This window comes from Acidimicrobiales bacterium, from assembly GCA_041394265.1.
Taxonomy (GTDB): domain Bacteria; phylum Actinomycetota; class Acidimicrobiia; order Acidimicrobiales; family SZUA-35; genus JBBQUN01.
Genome location: JAWKIO010000005.1, coordinates 2795218 through 2810643, shown reverse-complemented (window position 1 = coordinate 2810643; position 15426 = coordinate 2795218). Strand labels below are relative to the sequence as shown.

At 66.5% G+C, this 15426-nt stretch carries 17 protein-coding genes; 9 read left to right on the top strand and 8 right to left on the bottom strand.

What is annotated here, in order from left to right:
- Positions 1 to 50 precede the first annotated feature (50 nt).
- Together R2733_13735 and R2733_13730 are read left to right on the top strand one after the other, a co-directional pair.
- A complete protein-coding gene (locus tag R2733_13735; GenBank protein MEZ5377562.1) occupies positions 51 to 1505 on the top strand; it encodes a PspC domain-containing protein in 1455 nt (484 codons plus the stop codon).
- Complete coding sequence (locus tag R2733_13730) at positions 1498 to 1722, top strand: hypothetical protein (GenBank protein MEZ5377561.1); 225 nt, start codon at positions 1498 to 1500, stop codon at positions 1720 to 1722. The genes R2733_13735 and R2733_13730 overlap by 8 nt, the downstream gene beginning before the upstream one ends.
- A gap of 9 nt (positions 1723 to 1731) precedes the next feature.
- On the opposite strand, the gene R2733_13725 is transcribed toward R2733_13730, so the two are convergent.
- Together R2733_13725 and R2733_13720 are read right to left on the bottom strand one after the other, a co-directional pair.
- Positions 1732 to 2514 carry an enoyl-CoA hydratase/isomerase family protein gene (locus R2733_13725; GenBank protein MEZ5377560.1) on the bottom strand — a complete coding sequence of 261 codons (783 nt, stop codon included), beginning with the start codon at positions 2512 to 2514 and terminating at the stop codon, positions 1732 to 1734.
- 13 nt (positions 2515 to 2527) lie between these two features.
- The gene (locus R2733_13720) at positions 2528 to 2989 is read right to left on the bottom strand and encodes a hypothetical protein (protein MEZ5377559.1); all 462 of its coding nucleotides are present in this window, start codon (positions 2987 to 2989) and stop codon (positions 2528 to 2530) included.
- A gap of 23 nt (positions 2990 to 3012) precedes the next feature.
- On the opposite strand from R2733_13720, the gene R2733_13715 reads away from it, so the two are divergent.
- A complete protein-coding gene (locus R2733_13715) occupies positions 3013 to 3771 on the top strand; it encodes an IspD/TarI family cytidylyltransferase (GenBank protein MEZ5377558.1) in 759 nt (252 codons plus the stop codon).
- 34 nt (positions 3772 to 3805) lie between these two features.
- Here the strand turns inward: R2733_13715 and R2733_13710 are convergent, their stop codons facing one another.
- Positions 3806 to 4384: a hypothetical protein gene (locus R2733_13710; protein MEZ5377557.1), complete on the bottom strand. Its 579-nt coding sequence runs from the start codon at positions 4382 to 4384 to the stop codon at positions 3806 to 3808.
- Between the two features lie 73 nt (positions 4385 to 4457).
- Entirely contained in the window at positions 4458 to 5087 is a 630-nt protein-coding gene (locus R2733_13705) for an HAD family phosphatase (GenBank protein MEZ5377556.1), read from the bottom strand.
- Positions 5088 to 5165: 78 nt separating this feature from the next.
- Between R2733_13705 and R2733_13700 the strand changes: the two genes are divergently transcribed.
- Entirely contained in the window at positions 5166 to 6005 is an 840-nt protein-coding gene (locus R2733_13700; protein MEZ5377555.1) for a DUF4214 domain-containing protein, read from the top strand.
- A 117-nt stretch (positions 6006 to 6122) separates the two neighbouring features.
- On the opposite strand, the gene ilvC is transcribed toward R2733_13700, so the two are convergent.
- From ilvC to ilvB, 3 genes are all read right to left on the bottom strand, one after another.
- The gene (gene ilvC, locus R2733_13695) at positions 6123 to 7154 is read right to left on the bottom strand and encodes a ketol-acid reductoisomerase (GenBank protein ID MEZ5377554.1); all 1032 of its coding nucleotides are present in this window, start codon (positions 7152 to 7154) and stop codon (positions 6123 to 6125) included.
- Positions 7155 to 7232: 78 nt separating this feature from the next.
- A complete protein-coding gene (gene ilvN / locus R2733_13690) occupies positions 7233 to 7772 on the bottom strand; it encodes an acetolactate synthase small subunit (GenBank protein ID MEZ5377553.1) in 540 nt (179 codons plus the stop codon).
- Positions 7769 to 9562 (bottom strand): biosynthetic-type acetolactate synthase large subunit, encoded by a 1794-nt coding sequence (ilvB, locus tag R2733_13685; protein MEZ5377552.1) that lies wholly within the window; start codon positions 9560 to 9562, stop codon positions 7769 to 7771. The genes ilvN and ilvB overlap by 4 nt, the downstream gene beginning before the upstream one ends.
- A gap of 454 nt (positions 9563 to 10016) precedes the next feature.
- On the opposite strand from ilvB, the gene R2733_13680 reads away from it, so the two are divergent.
- The 4 genes from R2733_13680 to R2733_13665 all read left to right on the top strand — a co-directional run bounded on the left by R2733_13680 (position 10017) and on the right by R2733_13665 (position 13652).
- Positions 10017 to 10955 (top strand): cyclase family protein, encoded by a 939-nt coding sequence (locus R2733_13680; protein MEZ5377551.1) that lies wholly within the window; start codon positions 10017 to 10019, stop codon positions 10953 to 10955.
- Positions 10956 to 11099: 144 nt separating this feature from the next.
- A complete protein-coding gene (locus R2733_13675) occupies positions 11100 to 11684 on the top strand; it encodes a MarR family transcriptional regulator (GenBank protein MEZ5377550.1) in 585 nt (194 codons plus the stop codon).
- 16 nt (positions 11685 to 11700) lie between these two features.
- Positions 11701 to 12873: a thiolase family protein gene (locus R2733_13670; protein ID MEZ5377549.1), complete on the top strand. Its 1173-nt coding sequence runs from the start codon at positions 11701 to 11703 to the stop codon at positions 12871 to 12873.
- On the top strand, positions 12873 to 13652 hold the full coding sequence (locus R2733_13665; GenBank protein MEZ5377548.1) for an SDR family NAD(P)-dependent oxidoreductase: 780 nt from the start codon (positions 12873 to 12875) through the stop codon (positions 13650 to 13652). Before R2733_13670 ends, R2733_13665 begins: the two co-directional genes overlap by 1 nt.
- Before the next feature lie 231 nt (positions 13653 to 13883).
- Here the strand turns inward: R2733_13665 and R2733_13660 are convergent, their stop codons facing one another.
- Complete coding sequence (locus tag R2733_13660) at positions 13884 to 14672, bottom strand: alpha/beta hydrolase (protein ID MEZ5377547.1); 789 nt, start codon at positions 14670 to 14672, stop codon at positions 13884 to 13886.
- A 28-nt stretch (positions 14673 to 14700) separates the two neighbouring features.
- On the opposite strand from R2733_13660, the gene R2733_13655 reads away from it, so the two are divergent.
- The gene (locus tag R2733_13655) at positions 14701 to 15420 is read left to right on the top strand and encodes an HAD-IA family hydrolase (GenBank protein MEZ5377546.1); all 720 of its coding nucleotides are present in this window, start codon (positions 14701 to 14703) and stop codon (positions 15418 to 15420) included.
- Positions 15421 to 15426: the final 6 nt, after the last annotated feature.

Sequence of the window (15426 nt, the reverse complement as noted above, 5' to 3'; positions counted from 1 at the left end):
CCGTGTTCACACGACTATCGCTCGCAACCCCGAGCCTGCACGATGGAGCCATGTCCATCGACGACTCGTCCAGTGCCGACGATCTCCTCACGACCCCGGCCCCTCCCGGACCCGACGACGCCGTGTCGCCGCCCACCCGTCGCCGACGGCGTCGTTGGCCATTTCGACGGAGCACCGCCGACCGCTATCTCGCAGGCGTGGCCGGTGGCGAAGGCCGACGACTTGGCGTCGATCCCTTCTACCTCCGGGTCGCCCTCGTGGGGATCACGCTGCTCTTCGCCCGGGAAGATGGCGGCGGGTTCCTCGTGCCGATCTTCACCTACCTTGCCGCCTGGCTGTTCTGGCCGACCGACGACAGTCCGGCACTGATCCGACAGCTCGGACATCGTGCCGGCCAGCAGGAGATCGCTGGCGCGCTGGCCGTCTTTGCGCTGGCGACGCTCGTCATCGGCCGGCCAAGCCTGCTCTGGGCCGGTCTCCTTCTTGGTGCTGCGATTGCGCTGCTCGGCAATCGGCCCGAACCCGGCACGGTTCCGCCAGCCACCGAGGTCGTCCCCCCACCGCCGACACCGCAAGACCGGGCGGTGTCCTGGGGCCGATCGCTGCGAGGGGCGGTCGGGCCGCGAGAACTCAATCGCCCGGTTCGAGCTCCACGACGACCACGACGAACGCCCGCACTCTGGCCCCTCACGTTCTCGCTGCTCGTTGCCTACGGCTTCGCCTGTGTGCTGATCGACCGACTCGTCGAGCCGGGTCTCGATCCGGGCATTGCGGTGAACGGCGCCATTCTCATCATCGGCGGCGTGATCCTGCTGTCGGGGTGGCGCGGCCGTGCATTGGCCACGTCACTCCTCCTCATCCCGCTGGTGCCAGCCTGGGTCGCCTTCTCGGTCGCCGACACTCCTCGCTTCGCAGACGTCTCGCCCACACCGACGCCCGGCGAGGGCTACGTCGCCGGAGCGCAGATCAACGCCTCGAAGGGATACGGCGAGCTCTCGCTCACCCTCGACGCGCACGACCTGCCGACCTCGGGCGAGGTCACGGCGACGCTCAGCGTCACCGCCGGACAGATCGACGTGTGGGTGCCCAAGGAGGCACGACTGCACATCGTCGGCCACCTCGGGCTGGGCGAACTCGCCGTCTACCGGGAGCCGTACTGGTACAGCGCCGGTGATCTGCTCGTCGACTACGGCCTCGATCGCACGTACCGGGCGCTGGGAACCGAGTGCTACGAGACCATGGACTCCGAGGAGGGGCTTCGGGGTGTCGCCGACTGGTCGGGCGTGGCGATCCCTGCTGGCGCCACCGGTGACGACATCGCCGACGCCATCGAAGCGGCCGGCTATCCGCGGCCCAACAGAGTGGCCGACGATTACCCCGATTGGACGTATCAGACCAACGAGAACGGCGGCCTGTGCCTCCCCGTCGCTGCGCCGACGGATCCCGTGCTCATCACGATCGACGCCACGGTCGGTCTCGGCAACCTGAAGGTGCACCGTGTTTGACGAAACCGCCCATGATGAGGACGAGCGCCTGGCTGGCTGGTCACCTGCTGCGCTCGTGATCGGCTCCGGCGTGGTGGCCATCGCCGTCTCCGGATTGATCGACGACGCAGGTCTGCTCCGGCACCCCTACTGGGTGGTTCCCGCCGCCTGCGTCTTCGCTGCCTGCGCCGCTGTCGCCGCTCGAACCGTGCGACGTGTCGTCGTCACCGACCAGTGAGCGGACCGGCTACTTGCCGGTGAACTGGGCCTTGCCCGGGCCGTTCTCGAGGAAGCTGTTGATACCGATCACGGCGTCGTCGGTCTGGAAGGAGGCGACGAACTCTCGCTTCTCGATCGCCATGCCCTCCTCGATCGACACGTGCAGTCCGTCCATGATCGCCCGCTTGCAGTTGGCGATGGCAGCGGGTCCGTCGGCATAGGTGCCGGCAAGAGCGACGGCTGCGTCGAGAACCTCGTCGTCGGGGTGGACGGAGGACACGAGTCCGATGGCGAGCGCCTCCGCAGCGTCGACCATGCGACCCGAGTAGTTCAGCTCCTTCGACTTCGTCACCCCGACCAGCCGAGTGAGACGCTGGGTGCCGCCGGCGCCGGGGATGATGCCGAGCAGGATCTCCGGCTGGCCGAACTTGGCGCCGTCACCACACACCCGGAAGTCGGCCGCCATGGACAGCTCACAACCACCCCCGAGGGCGAACCCGTTGACGGCCGAGACCGAGATGGCGCTCAGGTTCTCGATCTTGAACAGCGCCTCGACGAGACCATCGACGTTCGCCGATGGATCGCGATCGCCCGTGGTCGGGAACTCGGCGATGTCGGCACCGGCGGCGAAGATCTTCGGCCCACCCCAGATGACCACGCCGCGGATCTCGGGCCGGGACTCGATCTCGGTTGCTGCCGCCAGGAGCTCCTCGCCCACCTGCTTGTTGAGGGCGTTGACCTTCGGACGATCGAGGCGGATGATCGCCACCTTGTCGTGGCTCGACGGTTCGACGTTGACGAATTCACCCATGGGATGGCTCCTGCTACGAGATGTGAGCGAGCGGGACGACCCGGAGGTCGGGCTCGACGAGGACGAGTTGCGACAGTAGCGCCTCGAGCATCGAGCGTCGCCCTGGCTCGGAGGGGCTCGGAGCGGACTCGAGGTCGGGCCGGGCCTTCGCCCAGCGACGGCAGAGGTCGGCCGCCAGCACCAGCGGAGGGCCGACGACGCGCAGTTGGTTCCGGTCCACGGTTTCGACGACCGTGCATTCATGCACCCGCTTGATCGCATCGGTCATCGGAGTGAGAGCTGCAACCACCGTGCGACCATCAGGCGGCGACTCGAGGCCGAGCGGAGCCCGGTCGCCGATGACCACGTGCGTGATGACCGGGTCGGCAATGGACTCGACGATGTCGGACGCCATGCGAGTGAACGAATCGACCAGCGGCACGACCACGACCTCGCCGTGCGGGACAAATCGCGTCGGTCGGTTCTCAACGGGCACGGCGCGAGCCTACGTTGTCGACGATGCCCTCACCGCCTCCGGCCCCCGCTGGGCCTCGATCCCACCACGCCCCGCCGAACATCGCGATCGTGCTCGCCGGCGGCTCAGGACTCCGCTTCGGCGGCGACGTCAACAAGGTCCTTGTCTCGATCGGCGGTCGTCCTGTGATCGCCTACTCCCTGGCGACCTTCGACCGATGCGAGCGGATCGACGCCATCGTGATCGTGATTCGCTCTGGCGACGAGCAGCTGATCCACGAGGCCGTCGAGGCGTCGGGGATCACCAAGCTGGCGGCTGTGGTGCCCGGCGGCGCGACGCGCCAGGGCTCGGAGTGGGCCGGAATCCAGGCGGCGGCCTCGCTCGGCCACGACGGCGCAAGCGTCCTGCTCCACGATGCAGCTCGCCCGTTCCTCACGAACGCGCTCCTCGACCGCATCATCGATGATGCCGGTGCAGGAGGAACCATTCCGACCACTCCGATCGGTGCACCGCTCATCGACCCGACGGGTCAGATCGTGGTGGCCGGCGACCTCATGCGCGTGCAGACCCCGCAGGCCTTCCCCCTCGCATTGCTGCTCGACGTCTATCCCCGAGCCGAGGCCGACGGGTTCGCAGGTGTCGACACCGCCGAGACCATGCAGCACTACGGCGCTGCTGCCGCCCGATGGGTGGCGGGCGACGAGCGCAACATCAAGGTCACCCATCCCGACGATCGCGACGTCGCCGAGGAGCTGGCTCGCCGGTTCGTCGATGGTGTGTGGTCCGACCTGACTGACGACTGAACCGGAACCAGGTGCGCTCAGTTCGACGGAGCGATCAGTCGAGCGCTTCGACGGTGGCGCCGTCGCCGCCCGGCGCCTCGCTCGACGATGCATCAGCCGAGTCGTCGCTGGTCGCCGCATCGGCAGCAGCGCCACCCATCAACGGTGTGCCGTCGGGCCCCGTGGCGGTGGCGAGTGCGCTCAGGGTGCCGAGGAGTTCGGGCGGGAGCGTCTCGAGCATGAAAGAGATCACGGTCCCCTGGTCGATTCCCGCTGCCGGGTCGAACAGCGCACCGCACGAGGCCATGGCGTCGGACGCCGGGTCCATGAGCAGCGCCGTGACCTCCTCGCTGTAGGTGGGCGACTCGGCGTCGACGCTCGACGCGGCGGCGTTGAGCGCGTCGGCACAGGCGTCGAGCATGCCCTGCTGCTCAGCCGAGAGTTCGGAGAGCGCGCCATCGATCCCGGGCTCGACACGGTCGGCGGCGGTGGTGGTGGTCGTCTCGGCGGTCGTGACCGGCGCATCTTCGACCATGGGCAGGGTGTCGGGCGCTTCGTTCGACGAGCAGCTCGCAGCGAGGAGCGCCGACGAGGCAAGGAGTCCAACGAGAACGCGACGGGGAGTCTGAGCCATGGTGGGACTATCGGCACCGAGGCCGTTCCTTATGAGCAGAGCGGCGATGCTCCGGGCGTGGCGTTCGGCACGATCAAGCAAGCAGGCCGTGCCGCCGAAGCACTCGGCGCACACCGTCCACCGACGTCACGTGATGCGCCCGCCAGCCGAATCCCTGGGCGGCAGTGACGTTCGCGAGGGTGTCATCGAAGAACGTGACCTCATTGGGCGCGATGTCGACCGTGTCGGTCACGTACTGGAACACCCGGGGATCGGGTTTCGCCACCCCGAGGTGCCAGGAGTTGAACACCGGGTCGAACAGGTGGTCGACCCGGTGATGCACCAGCTCGGCGTCGGTGGTGTCGGTGCCGTTGGTCAGGAGTGCCACCCGATGACCGGCGTCGCGCAGCGTCTGAACGACCGCCAACATCTCGGGATCGACCCATCCCCAATCGGCCAACCACCGGGCAACCACGTCGACCGCCGCCTCGCGATCGAGCACTCCGTCGACCGCACCGACCTGCTGGCCGACCTCTCGGATCCAGTCCTCTCGCCGGAGTCCGCCCTCGACCATCTGACTCAAGAGGTCCCGCTGGAACGCGATCGATGCCAGCTGTCCGGGTGCCAGCTGCACGGCCCGAGCGGCCTCGGCCTCGTGGATCGAATCGTGATGACGGACCACCCCGTCGAAGTCGAACACGACGAGACGGACCGGCGAACGCATGTGTCCATCATGCAACAGCTCGGTCAACGATTGTCGTTCGACCGGCACCGATCGCAGGCCGCGAACTAGTCTCGCTCTATGAAGCGCTTCGCCACTGGATTCCTCGCCGCCCTGTTCCTCCTGCCCGTCTCGGCCGCTGCCGCCGATGACTCGGCCGTCGGGTTGACGGGCGAGACGCCGGTCGGGGCCGCCGTGAGTGATTACGCGAGCGCGTGTCCCGAGATGATGGATTCGATCTACCGGCTCTACACCGCCTACTTCCTACGTGAGCCGGATCAGGTCGGATGGGACTACTGGTTCGATACCTACGGGTCGGGGCCGAACACCAACCTCGAGGTGGTCTCCGAGGCGTTCGCCGCATCCGACGAGTTCCGCAACACCTACGGCTCGTTGTCCAATGCCGAGTTCGTCACCCTCATCTACAACAACGTGATGGGCCGGGCTCCAGATACGGCTGGGTTCAACCACTGGAAGGGCGCGCTCGACAACGGCTACCTCCGCGGCTCGGTGATGATCGCCTTCTCCGAGTCCGCCGAGTACGTCGGACGCACGGGCACGACCAGGCCGATGGCTGGCGATCTCGTGTGGTATGACCGAGGACTCACCCTCTACTGCGAGGTCCTCGAGGGCGGTGGTCTCGAGATCCCGATCCCCACGGATATCACCACGCCGTACTTCGACATCCTCCTCGAGAACGGGGCCGGCACTGCGATCAACGCCTCGTTCGCGGTGTACGACGGGAACATTCGGAAGTACCTCGAGGAGGTAACGATCGAGCCGGGCTTCTACAACTACTTCTGGAACATCCCGCTCGAGCCGGGAGAGGACACCATCGTCGTCCAGGCCAACGGCCTCTACGCCTACACGATCGTGTTCTACGACACACCGCACAGCGAGAACCGGGTCGGCTGGGAGTAGTCGGCTCGCCCGAGCTGTCGTTCCATCATCCAAAAGGGAAGAAACCGACCGCAAACGGTCGGTTTCGTCCCATTTGGTGCCTGGGTCGGTGCGACCCGGGCGAGTGATCGAGCTGGATCAGCCCTGGCCGCCGGAGGTCTCGCGGACCGAGGTCTTGCCCGAGGAGATCCACGGCATCATCGAGCGGAGCTTGGCGCCGACCTTCTCGATCGGGTGCTCGTGACCGGCCTCCTCGAGGGCGAGGAACTTGGCCCGACCGCTGCGGCTCTCCTCGACCCAGTTGTTGGCGAAGGTGCCGTCCTGGATCTCGGTGAGCACCTTCTTCATCTCGGCCTTCACATCGTCGTTGATGATGCGCGGACCCGAGGTGAGGTCGCCCCACTCGGCAGTGTCCGACACCGAGTAACGCATGCCGGCGATGCCCTCTTCGTACATGAGGTCGACGATGAGCTTGAGCTCGTGGAGGCACTCGAAGTAGGCGACCTCAGGCTGGTAGCCAGCCTCGATGAGGGTCTCGAACCCGGCCTGTACGAGGCGACTGGTGCCACCGCAGAGCACGGCCTGCTCACCGAACAGGTCGGTCTCGGTTTCCTCGGTGAAGGTGGTCTCGATCACACCGGCCCGGCTCCCGCCGATGGCGTCGGCGTAGGCCAGCGCGAGCTCCTTGGCCGAACCCGACGCGTCGTTCTCGACGGCGATGAGGCACGGCACACCGCCGCCCTCGGTGTAGGTGCGGCGGACCAGGTGGCCCGGGCCCTTCGGCGCCACCATGCAGACGTCGACGTTCTGCGGCGGGGCGATGAGGCCGAAGCGGATGTTGAACCCGTGGGCGAAGAACAGCGCGTCGCCGTCGTTGAGGTTGGGCGCCACCGACTCCTCGTAGATGGCGGCCATCTCGGTGTCGGGCATGAGCATCATGATGAGGTCGGCTTCGGCGACGGCATCGGCGATCGAGCGGACCTCGAGGCCGGCCTCCTTCGCCTTGTCGACCGACGACGAGCCCTCACGAAGACCGACACGCACGTCGATCCCGGACTCCTTGAGGTTGAGCGCATGGGCATGGCCCTGCGACCCGTAGCCGAGAACCGCCACCTTGCGGTCGGCAATCTTGGAACGGTCGGCGTCGGCTTCGTAGTAGATGTTGACCACGGGTCAGGTTCTCCTTGGGACTTGAATCGTTGTTGAGGATAGGGACTGCGCCCTCAGGGCGGCGCAGGAAGTGAGCGACTACGCCCGAAGACGGGGCGCGTCGACCCCGAGCTTGGTGAGGGCAATTCGACCAGATCGCTGGATCTCGAGGATCCCGAAGTCCGAGATGAGCTTCTCGAAGTCGTCGACCTTTTCGGGCGTGCCTTCGAGCGAGACGGTGAGCGCCTCGGTGCCGACGGCCAGGATGCGGCCTTTGAAGATGTCGACCAACTCCATCACCTCACTGCGGCGGCTGCGGCCGCCTTCGGTGACGGGTGAGGTGTCGACCGTGACCATGATGAGTTCGCGTTCGACGGCAGCTTCTGGTGCGAGTTCGAGGATCTCGACCACGTTGACCAGCTTGAAGAGCTGCTTCACGATCTGTTCGAGCGGGGCCGATTCGACGTCGACGACGATGGTGATCCGGCTGAACTGGTCGTTGCCGGTGGGGGCCACGGCGAGCGACACGATGTTGTAGCCGCGTCGGGCGAACAGGTCGGCGACGCGAGCGAGCACGCCGGCCTTGTCCTCGACGAGCACGGCGAGGGTGCGGTGCTGGAGATCTCCGGGGCGGGTCATCGTGCGGCCTCCTGGACGCGATCGGTGCGGGTGGCGCGGGCGGCGCGGTCACGCTCGAGTTGGTCGGCTTGTGACGGGTCGACGATCACGTCGTCGTTCGATCCGCCGGCGGTGACCATTGGGAACACGTTCTCGTTGTCGACACAACGGAACTCAACCACGACGGGGCGATCGTTGATGGCGTTGGCCTTGGCGATGGCTTCCTCGACCTCTGACGGATCCTCGACCCGGAACGCCACACATCCCATGGCCTCGGCCCACTTCACGTAGTCCGGCATGTCGTGGCTGAGGTACACCTCGGAGTAGCGGTTGTCGTAGAACATCTCCTGCCACTGCCGCACCATGCCGAGATAGGCGTTGTTGAGCAGCGCGATCTTCACCGGGATCTTCGAGACCGACGCAGTCACGAGTTCCTGGGCGGTCATCTGGAAGCAGCCATCGCCGTCGACCGCCCAGACCGTGCGATCAGGGAAGGCCGCCTTGGCGCCGATGGCCGCGGGGATCGAGAAGCCCATCGTGCCCAGACCACCCGAGTTGATCCAGGTGTAGGGGTGATCGAAGGTCCAATACTGGCTGGTGAACATCTGATGCTGACCGACACCGGAGGCGACGATCGTGTCGTCGGGTGAACCGTCGCGCAGCTTCTCGAGCACGAACTGCGGCTTGAGGAGTTCACCCGGCGCTGACTCGTTGTAGGTGAGCGGATACTTCTCTTGCCATCCCGACAGGGTCGAGCGCCAGGCATCGTGGTTGGCAATGGCCGTGGCCCCGCCGGCTGCCTCGATCTGGGCGACCATCTCCTCCATCACGACCCGGGCGTCGCCAACGATGGCGACGTCAGGGCGGCGGACCTTGCCGTGTTCGGCCGGATCGATGTCGACGTGGATCACCTTGGCGAAGGGAGCGAACGATGCGACCCTGCCGGTGACGCGATCGTCGAAGCGACTGCCCATGGCGATCAGCAGGTCGGACTCCTGGATCGCCGTGATGGCGGTGTAGTTGCCGTGCATCCCCGGCATGCCGAGGTTGAGCTCGTGGCTGTCGGGGAAGGCGCCCCGAGCCATGAGCGTGGTGACGACCGGCGTGTTCGTCATTTCGGCGAGCCGCAGCAGGGCGTCGGCACCGCGGGCCTTGAGCACGCCACCGCCGACGTAGAGCACCGGGCGCTCGGCCGTCAGCATCATGGCCACGGCCTCGGCGACAAGCTCGTTGTCGACCACGATGTCGGGGTCGTAGCCGGGCAGCTCGACGGTCTCGGGCCAGTACCAATCGAACCAGGCGTCGGGGTTGTTGGCGTCGGTGATGTTCTTCGGCACATCGATGAGGACCGGCCCCGGTCTCCCCGTGGTGGCGATGTAGAACGCTTCCTTGACGATCCGTGGGATGTCCTCGGCCCGGGTCACCAGATAGTTGTGCTTGGTGATCGACCGCGTGATGCCGGTGGTGTCGACCTCTTGGAAGGCGTCGGTGCCGATGGCTGCCAGCCCCACCTGACCAGTGATGCACACCATCGGGATCGAGTCGAGCATGGCATCGGCGAGCGGGGTGACCACGTTCGTGGCCGCCGGACCGGAGGTGACCATGCACACGCCGGGTCGGCCAGTCGCATGCGCGTAGCCCTCGGCCATGTGGCCGGCCCCCTGCTCGTGGCGAGCGAGTACGTGGCGGATCTCCGAATCGAGCACGGGGTCGTAGACCGGAAGGATCGCCCCACCGGGGTAGCCGAACACGGTGTCGACACCCTCCATCTCCAGACTCTTGATCAGAGCCTGTGCTCCATTGATTCGCATCCGAGTGCCTTTCCTGAGGTGCTGCCTGCACGGCCGGGTCGAGACCCGTGCCGGACGAGCCAGCAGAGAACGCTAACGAAAACCGAAGAAGCCTCCCCCCGGAGGAGAAGGCTTCAGCGCACGCAACAAGATTCGCAGCGTGCGCTACGTGAGTACTACGACGAGGTCGGCAAAGCCGACGACGCGGATGACGTGCGAGATGGAGTTGTTGCGTTCGAACGTCATCGCCGGTCAGTCAAGCACCGCCGGCGAGGATCTGCAACCGAATCATGGCCGTGGGCGATCTCCCCCATTCGGGTGACATCCGCTCAAGGCACCCCGCGACTTCAACCGATGAAGCACAGAGGACCGAACGTGCACCACCCCTGGCGCCCGTCCGTGAGGGTGCACTACGGTCCGTGATCGGCCCGCCCCCGTGCGCGCTCAGCCTCTCAACCCAAACAGCGGAGATCTCATGACTGACGAAACCACGATCGGCGCAACCCCGACCGTCAGACCCAAGAAGCGGGGCCGCAAGGTCGTCGCCTCCACCCTCGCCCTCGCCATCGTCGGCACTGCCGGCGCGGTCGGCGCCAGCCAGGCCTTCCGGGTGAAAGCCGACAGGAGCGGGGCCCAATTGACCTGCCCTGGCGGCATCGAGTCGCTCGGCCATGTCCACGATGAATCGGCGTCGATCTTCCCCGGCGACCCCGAGACCGAGATCGAACGGCTCGACTTCTACTACGAAGACGGCGGCGAGGAGTTCTTCTCCTACCGCATCGAGGCGCTGCACACAGCGACGCACACCGGCACACACCTTGACGCACCGTCGCACTTCATCGAAGCCGGCGCCCGCTCCGTCGACGACCTCGACGCCAGCGAATTCGTGTGGCCGTCGTACATCATCGATGTTCGTGATTGGGAGGCCGACAGCTACGACTTCCAGATCACCGTCGATCAGATCAAGGCCTACGAGAAGAAGAACGGCAAGATCCAACGGGGTTCATTGGTCATCGTCCAGACCGGACTCGCCGAGTTCTTCGGCACCGGCGACCCCGATGCCTACACCGGCTACTTCGCCGACGCCCCCGGCTTCTCGGGCGAAGCTGTGCAGTGGATGATCGACGAGCGCGGTGTGAAGGCGATCGGCTCCGACTCGTTCGGCCCTGACGCCACCTCCGACGAACTCTTCGACGCCACCTACACCATCCTTGCCAACGACGGCGTGGCCATCCCCGGCCTCACGAATCTTGATTCGATGAGCGTCAAGGGCGACATCGTGATGGCGGCGCCGGTGAAGTTGCTCGACGGTTCGGCCTTCCAGGTCAATCCGCTGGCCTGTCTCGGCTCGTCGAGTGGCCACCACTCAAATGGCAACGGCAACGGTCACGGCAAGGACCGCGATCGCGACTGAGGTTCTCCCGCTCGCCGATCCGGTGAGCTGAATCACGACAGGCGGGCCCCGGCACCTGGGTGCCGGGGCCCGCTCGCGTCCCCACTGCGGCGCTGCGACCCGATTGGACACGAGACTGTATGGCGCCATACAGTCTCCTTCCGGATGAACCCGCCCGACCGCAGCACCTCGCACGCCGAGGTCGACCTCACCGGCTACGACGCCGTCACCGACGCCTGGCCCGGTGTTGCCGCGTTGTCACCGGTCGAACCACCACCATGGCTGCGGGTCGAGACCACGCTCATGGCCACCGCTCGTGCCATCCGCCAGGCGTTCGACCACCGACTCGGCGCACTCGACCTGAACCTCACCCAGGCCACGATGCTCGCCTACGTCGCCGAGTACGGACCGGTCACCCAAACCCAGATCGCGGACCGCAACGGTGTCGGCAGAGCCGCCACCGGGTCCACCATCGATCGGCTCGAGGCTCGCCACCTCGTCGAGCGTCAGCCCGATCCGGCCGATCGGCGGGTTTGGCTCGTCGCCATCACCGCACAGGGCCAGGCGCTGGTCGACGAGATCACCACCATCGACCGCACGCTGCGCACCCAACTCCGTGCCGGCATCTCCAAGGATGAGCGCTCGGCGCTCGCCAGTGTCATGAACCGGCTCCAGGTCAACGTCGCCGCCGTGCTGACCGAGTCGGCTGACGCCGACCCGTCCCTGTCCCCAACCAGTACCTCCAACTAGAGAAGGAACACCAAACATGCAAGAAGCAGTCATCGTCGACGCCATCCGCACCCCGGGTGGCAAGCGCAACGGCAAGCTCGCCGATTGGCATCCGGTCGACCTTGCCGCCCACGTACTCAAGGCGCTCCAGGAGCGCAACAACCTCGACCCCGAGATGGTCGACGACGTGATCATGGGCTGTGTGTCGCAGGTCGGCGAGCAGTCGCTCAACATCGGCCGCAACGCCGTCCTCGCCGCCGGTTGGCCCGAATCGGTGCCGTCCACCACGGTCGACCGCCAGTGCGGTTCCAGCCAGCAGGCCATGCACTTCGCCGCACAGGGCGTGATGGCCGGCGCGTACGACGTCGTCATCGCCGCCGGCGTCGAGGTCATGTCCCGCACCCCCATGGGCGCCTCGGTGGTCGAGGGCAAGCTCGGCATGCCGTTCCCCGACTCGATGCAGGCTCGCTACGCCGAGACCGGCCTCCCGCCGCAAGGCATCGGTGCCGACATGATCGCGGATGAGTACGGCATCACCCGTGAAGACCTCGACGCCTTCGGCGCCCAGAGCCAGCAGCGGGCCGAGCGGGCCACCGCCGAGGGTCGCTTCGAGAACGAGATCATCCCGGTTCCGGTCGTGGTCGGCGACGCCGAAGAACTCATGACCACCGACGAAGGCATCCGCCCCGGCACCACCGCCGAAGGCCTCGCCAAGCTCAAGCCCGCCTTCAAGGAAGACGGCAAGATCACCGCAGGCAACTCGTCGCAGATCTCCGATGGCGCCTCCGCCGTGCTCATCATGAGCGCCGAGAAGGCCAAGGAGCTCGGCCTCAAGCCCCGGGCCCGCTTCCACAGCTTCGCGCTGGCGGGTACCGACCCGGTCACCATGCTCAAGGGCCCGATCCCGGCCACCAAGAAGATCCTCGAGAAGACCGGTCTCTCGATCGACGACATCGATGCGTTCGAGGTCAACGAAGCCTTCGCTTCCGTCGTGCTCGCATGGCAGAAGGAAACCGGCGCCGACATGGAGAAGGTCAACCCCTCCGGCGGCGCCATCGCACTCGGGCATCCGCTCGGGTGTTCGGGCACCAAGCTCATGGCCACCCTCGTCAATGAACTCGAGCGCACGGGCGGCAAGCTCGGCCTCCAGGTCATGTGCGAAGGTGGCGGCATGGCCAACGCCACCATCATCGAAAGGATTGAAGACTGATGCCACGCATGGATCTGAACGGCGCTTCCGCCGTCATCACCGGAGGTGCCTCCGGCATCGGTGAGGCTTGCGCCCGCCAGCTGGCCGCCCTCGGCGCCCACGTCGTGATCGCCGACCTCAACGAGGAGAAGGGTGCCGCGGTCGCCTCCGAGCTCGGCGGCATCTTCGTCAAGTGCGACGTCACCTCCGAAGAAGACGGCGCCGCTGCCGTTGCCGCCGCCTCCGAGATGGGCCCGCTCCGCGTGCTCATCAACTCGGCCGGCCTCGGCATGGCTGCTCGCACCGTCGACCGAAACAACGACCCGATGCCGCAGAAGACCTTCGACTTCGTCATCAAGGTCAACCTGCTCGGCTCGTTCAACATGCTCCGCCTCTGCGCTGCCGCCATGGCCAAGACCGACCCGGTCGACGAGGACGGCGCTCGCGGCGCCATCGTCAACATGGCGTCGGCCGCTGCCTTCGACGGTCAGATCGGCCAGGCCGCCTACTCGGCGTCCAAGGGCGGCATCGTAGGCATGACCCTGCCGATCGCTCGTGACCTCTCGGCCATGGGCATCCGCGTCAACACCATCGCTCCGGGCCTGATCGACACTCCGATCTACGGCACCGGCGAGCAGTCCGACGCGTTCAAGGCCCACCTGGGCCAGTCGGTCCTGTTCCCGAAGCGTCTCGGCTCCGGTGAAGAGCTCGCCTTCATGGCGATCGACACCGTCACCAACCCGTACATGAACGGTGAGACCATCCGGGTCGACGGCGGCATCCGGATGCCGCCGAAGTAACACCCACCCGAGGCCCAGCACGGGTGTCCCCTCGGGGACGATCGGAGGTTCACCAACCTCCGGGCCACCGTGCAATCTCAGCCAAGCTCCGGGGTTGCGTACGCTCAGCCGTACGCAACCCCGGAGCTTGTTGGGTTTTGGACGCAGCCCCGGAGGTTCGTGAGGGAGGTCGCTGCGCGAAGGTCGTCCTGGCGAGGTCGTCAGGAGTCGGGGTGTCAGTCGTCGAGGGTGTCAGGAGTCGAGGGTGGCGATGAAGTCGAGCAGGGCGACGGTGAAGGCTTTGGGCTGGGACTCATAGGCAGCGTGGCCGGCGTCGCCCATGACGAGCACCTCGGCGTCGAGGAAGCCATCGGCCAACCGCTCGGCCGCCGCCTGAGGATCGACGCCGTCGCGATCACCCCACACCACCAGTGCCGGCACATCGACCGGAGCACCGCGCGAGGCGAACTCGCTCGATCCGACCGGTGCGACCGGCACGTAGCCGGCGAGGTCGGCGAAGAATGGGTGCCGCAGCGCAAGGAGGCTATATGTGCCCGACATCGAGGGCGACACGATGACGGTCGCCACCGGGTCCAGCCCGAGCGCAGCGAAGAGCTCGACGAGGAACTCGTCGTTCGCAAGCTCGACTGGATCAGACGCCCCGGTGCCGGGCAGGTCGATCGCGACTGCCCGATGGCCATCAGCGACCACGCTCGCCAGGATGCCGTTGTCGACCCAGGTCTGTGACGAATAGGCCGCTCCGTGGAGGAACAACACGGCGACCCCGGCGAGTGCGCTGCCCGATACCGAGGGCGGCATGTCGACGAGGGCGATGGGGGCGCCGGCCACCGTCACCGAACCCGCCACCGAGTCGGCGAGATCGGACTCGACGGCCGTTGCCGGCCCCTCCGAGGCGGCGAGATCGCTCGTCGAGGTGGTGCAGCTCACGGTCAGCAGCGCCGCCACCAACACCACGACAAGCGCCGCATCACCACGGCCCCGGCACCGGGTGTCACGTTTGCCGCAGCTGTCGAGTGTCATGGTCGCGGATCGCCTAGCGTGTCGGTTCATGGAGGGAATACATCTCGTCGAGGCACTCAGTTTCGACGTCTACGGTACGTTGATCGACTGGGAGACCGGGATCGCCAGCGCGCTCCGTCCCTGGGCCAATCGACATGGCCTGCTCATCAGCGATGATGCGTTGGTGTCGGCCTTCGCTCGACACGAGACCCGGATCCAGACCGAACATCCGACCTGGCGCTATCCCGAGATCTTGTCCGAACTGATGTGGCGTATCGGCAACGACCTCGATGCGCCGGTCACCGAGCTCGAGGCAGCGGCCTTCGGGCGGAGCGTCGGTCAATGGCCCGCCTTCGCCGACTCGGCCGAGTCGTTGCGCCGCCTGAAGCAGCGGTTCAAGCTCATCGTCTTGAGCAACGTCGACAACGTGTCGCTACGCCTCAGCAACGACCGCCTGGGCGTGGAGTTCGACGCCATCGTGACGGCCGAAGAGGTCGGGGCCTACAAGCCGTCGCCGTCGATGTTCGACTCGCTCGACGACACCGTCGAGGCCCTCGGCTACGACACGAACCAGGTGCTCCATGTCGCCGAGTCGCTCTACCACGACCATGAGCCGGCCAAGGCTCGCGGCATGCAGACCGCCTGGATTCATCGACGGCATGCCAAGGATGGTTACGGGGCAACGGCGGCGCCAGGCTCCCACGTCGTTCCCGATCACCGCTTCGAGAGTCTTGCGTTGTTCACCGACGCCATTCTCGCCGCCCGCTGATCGAGC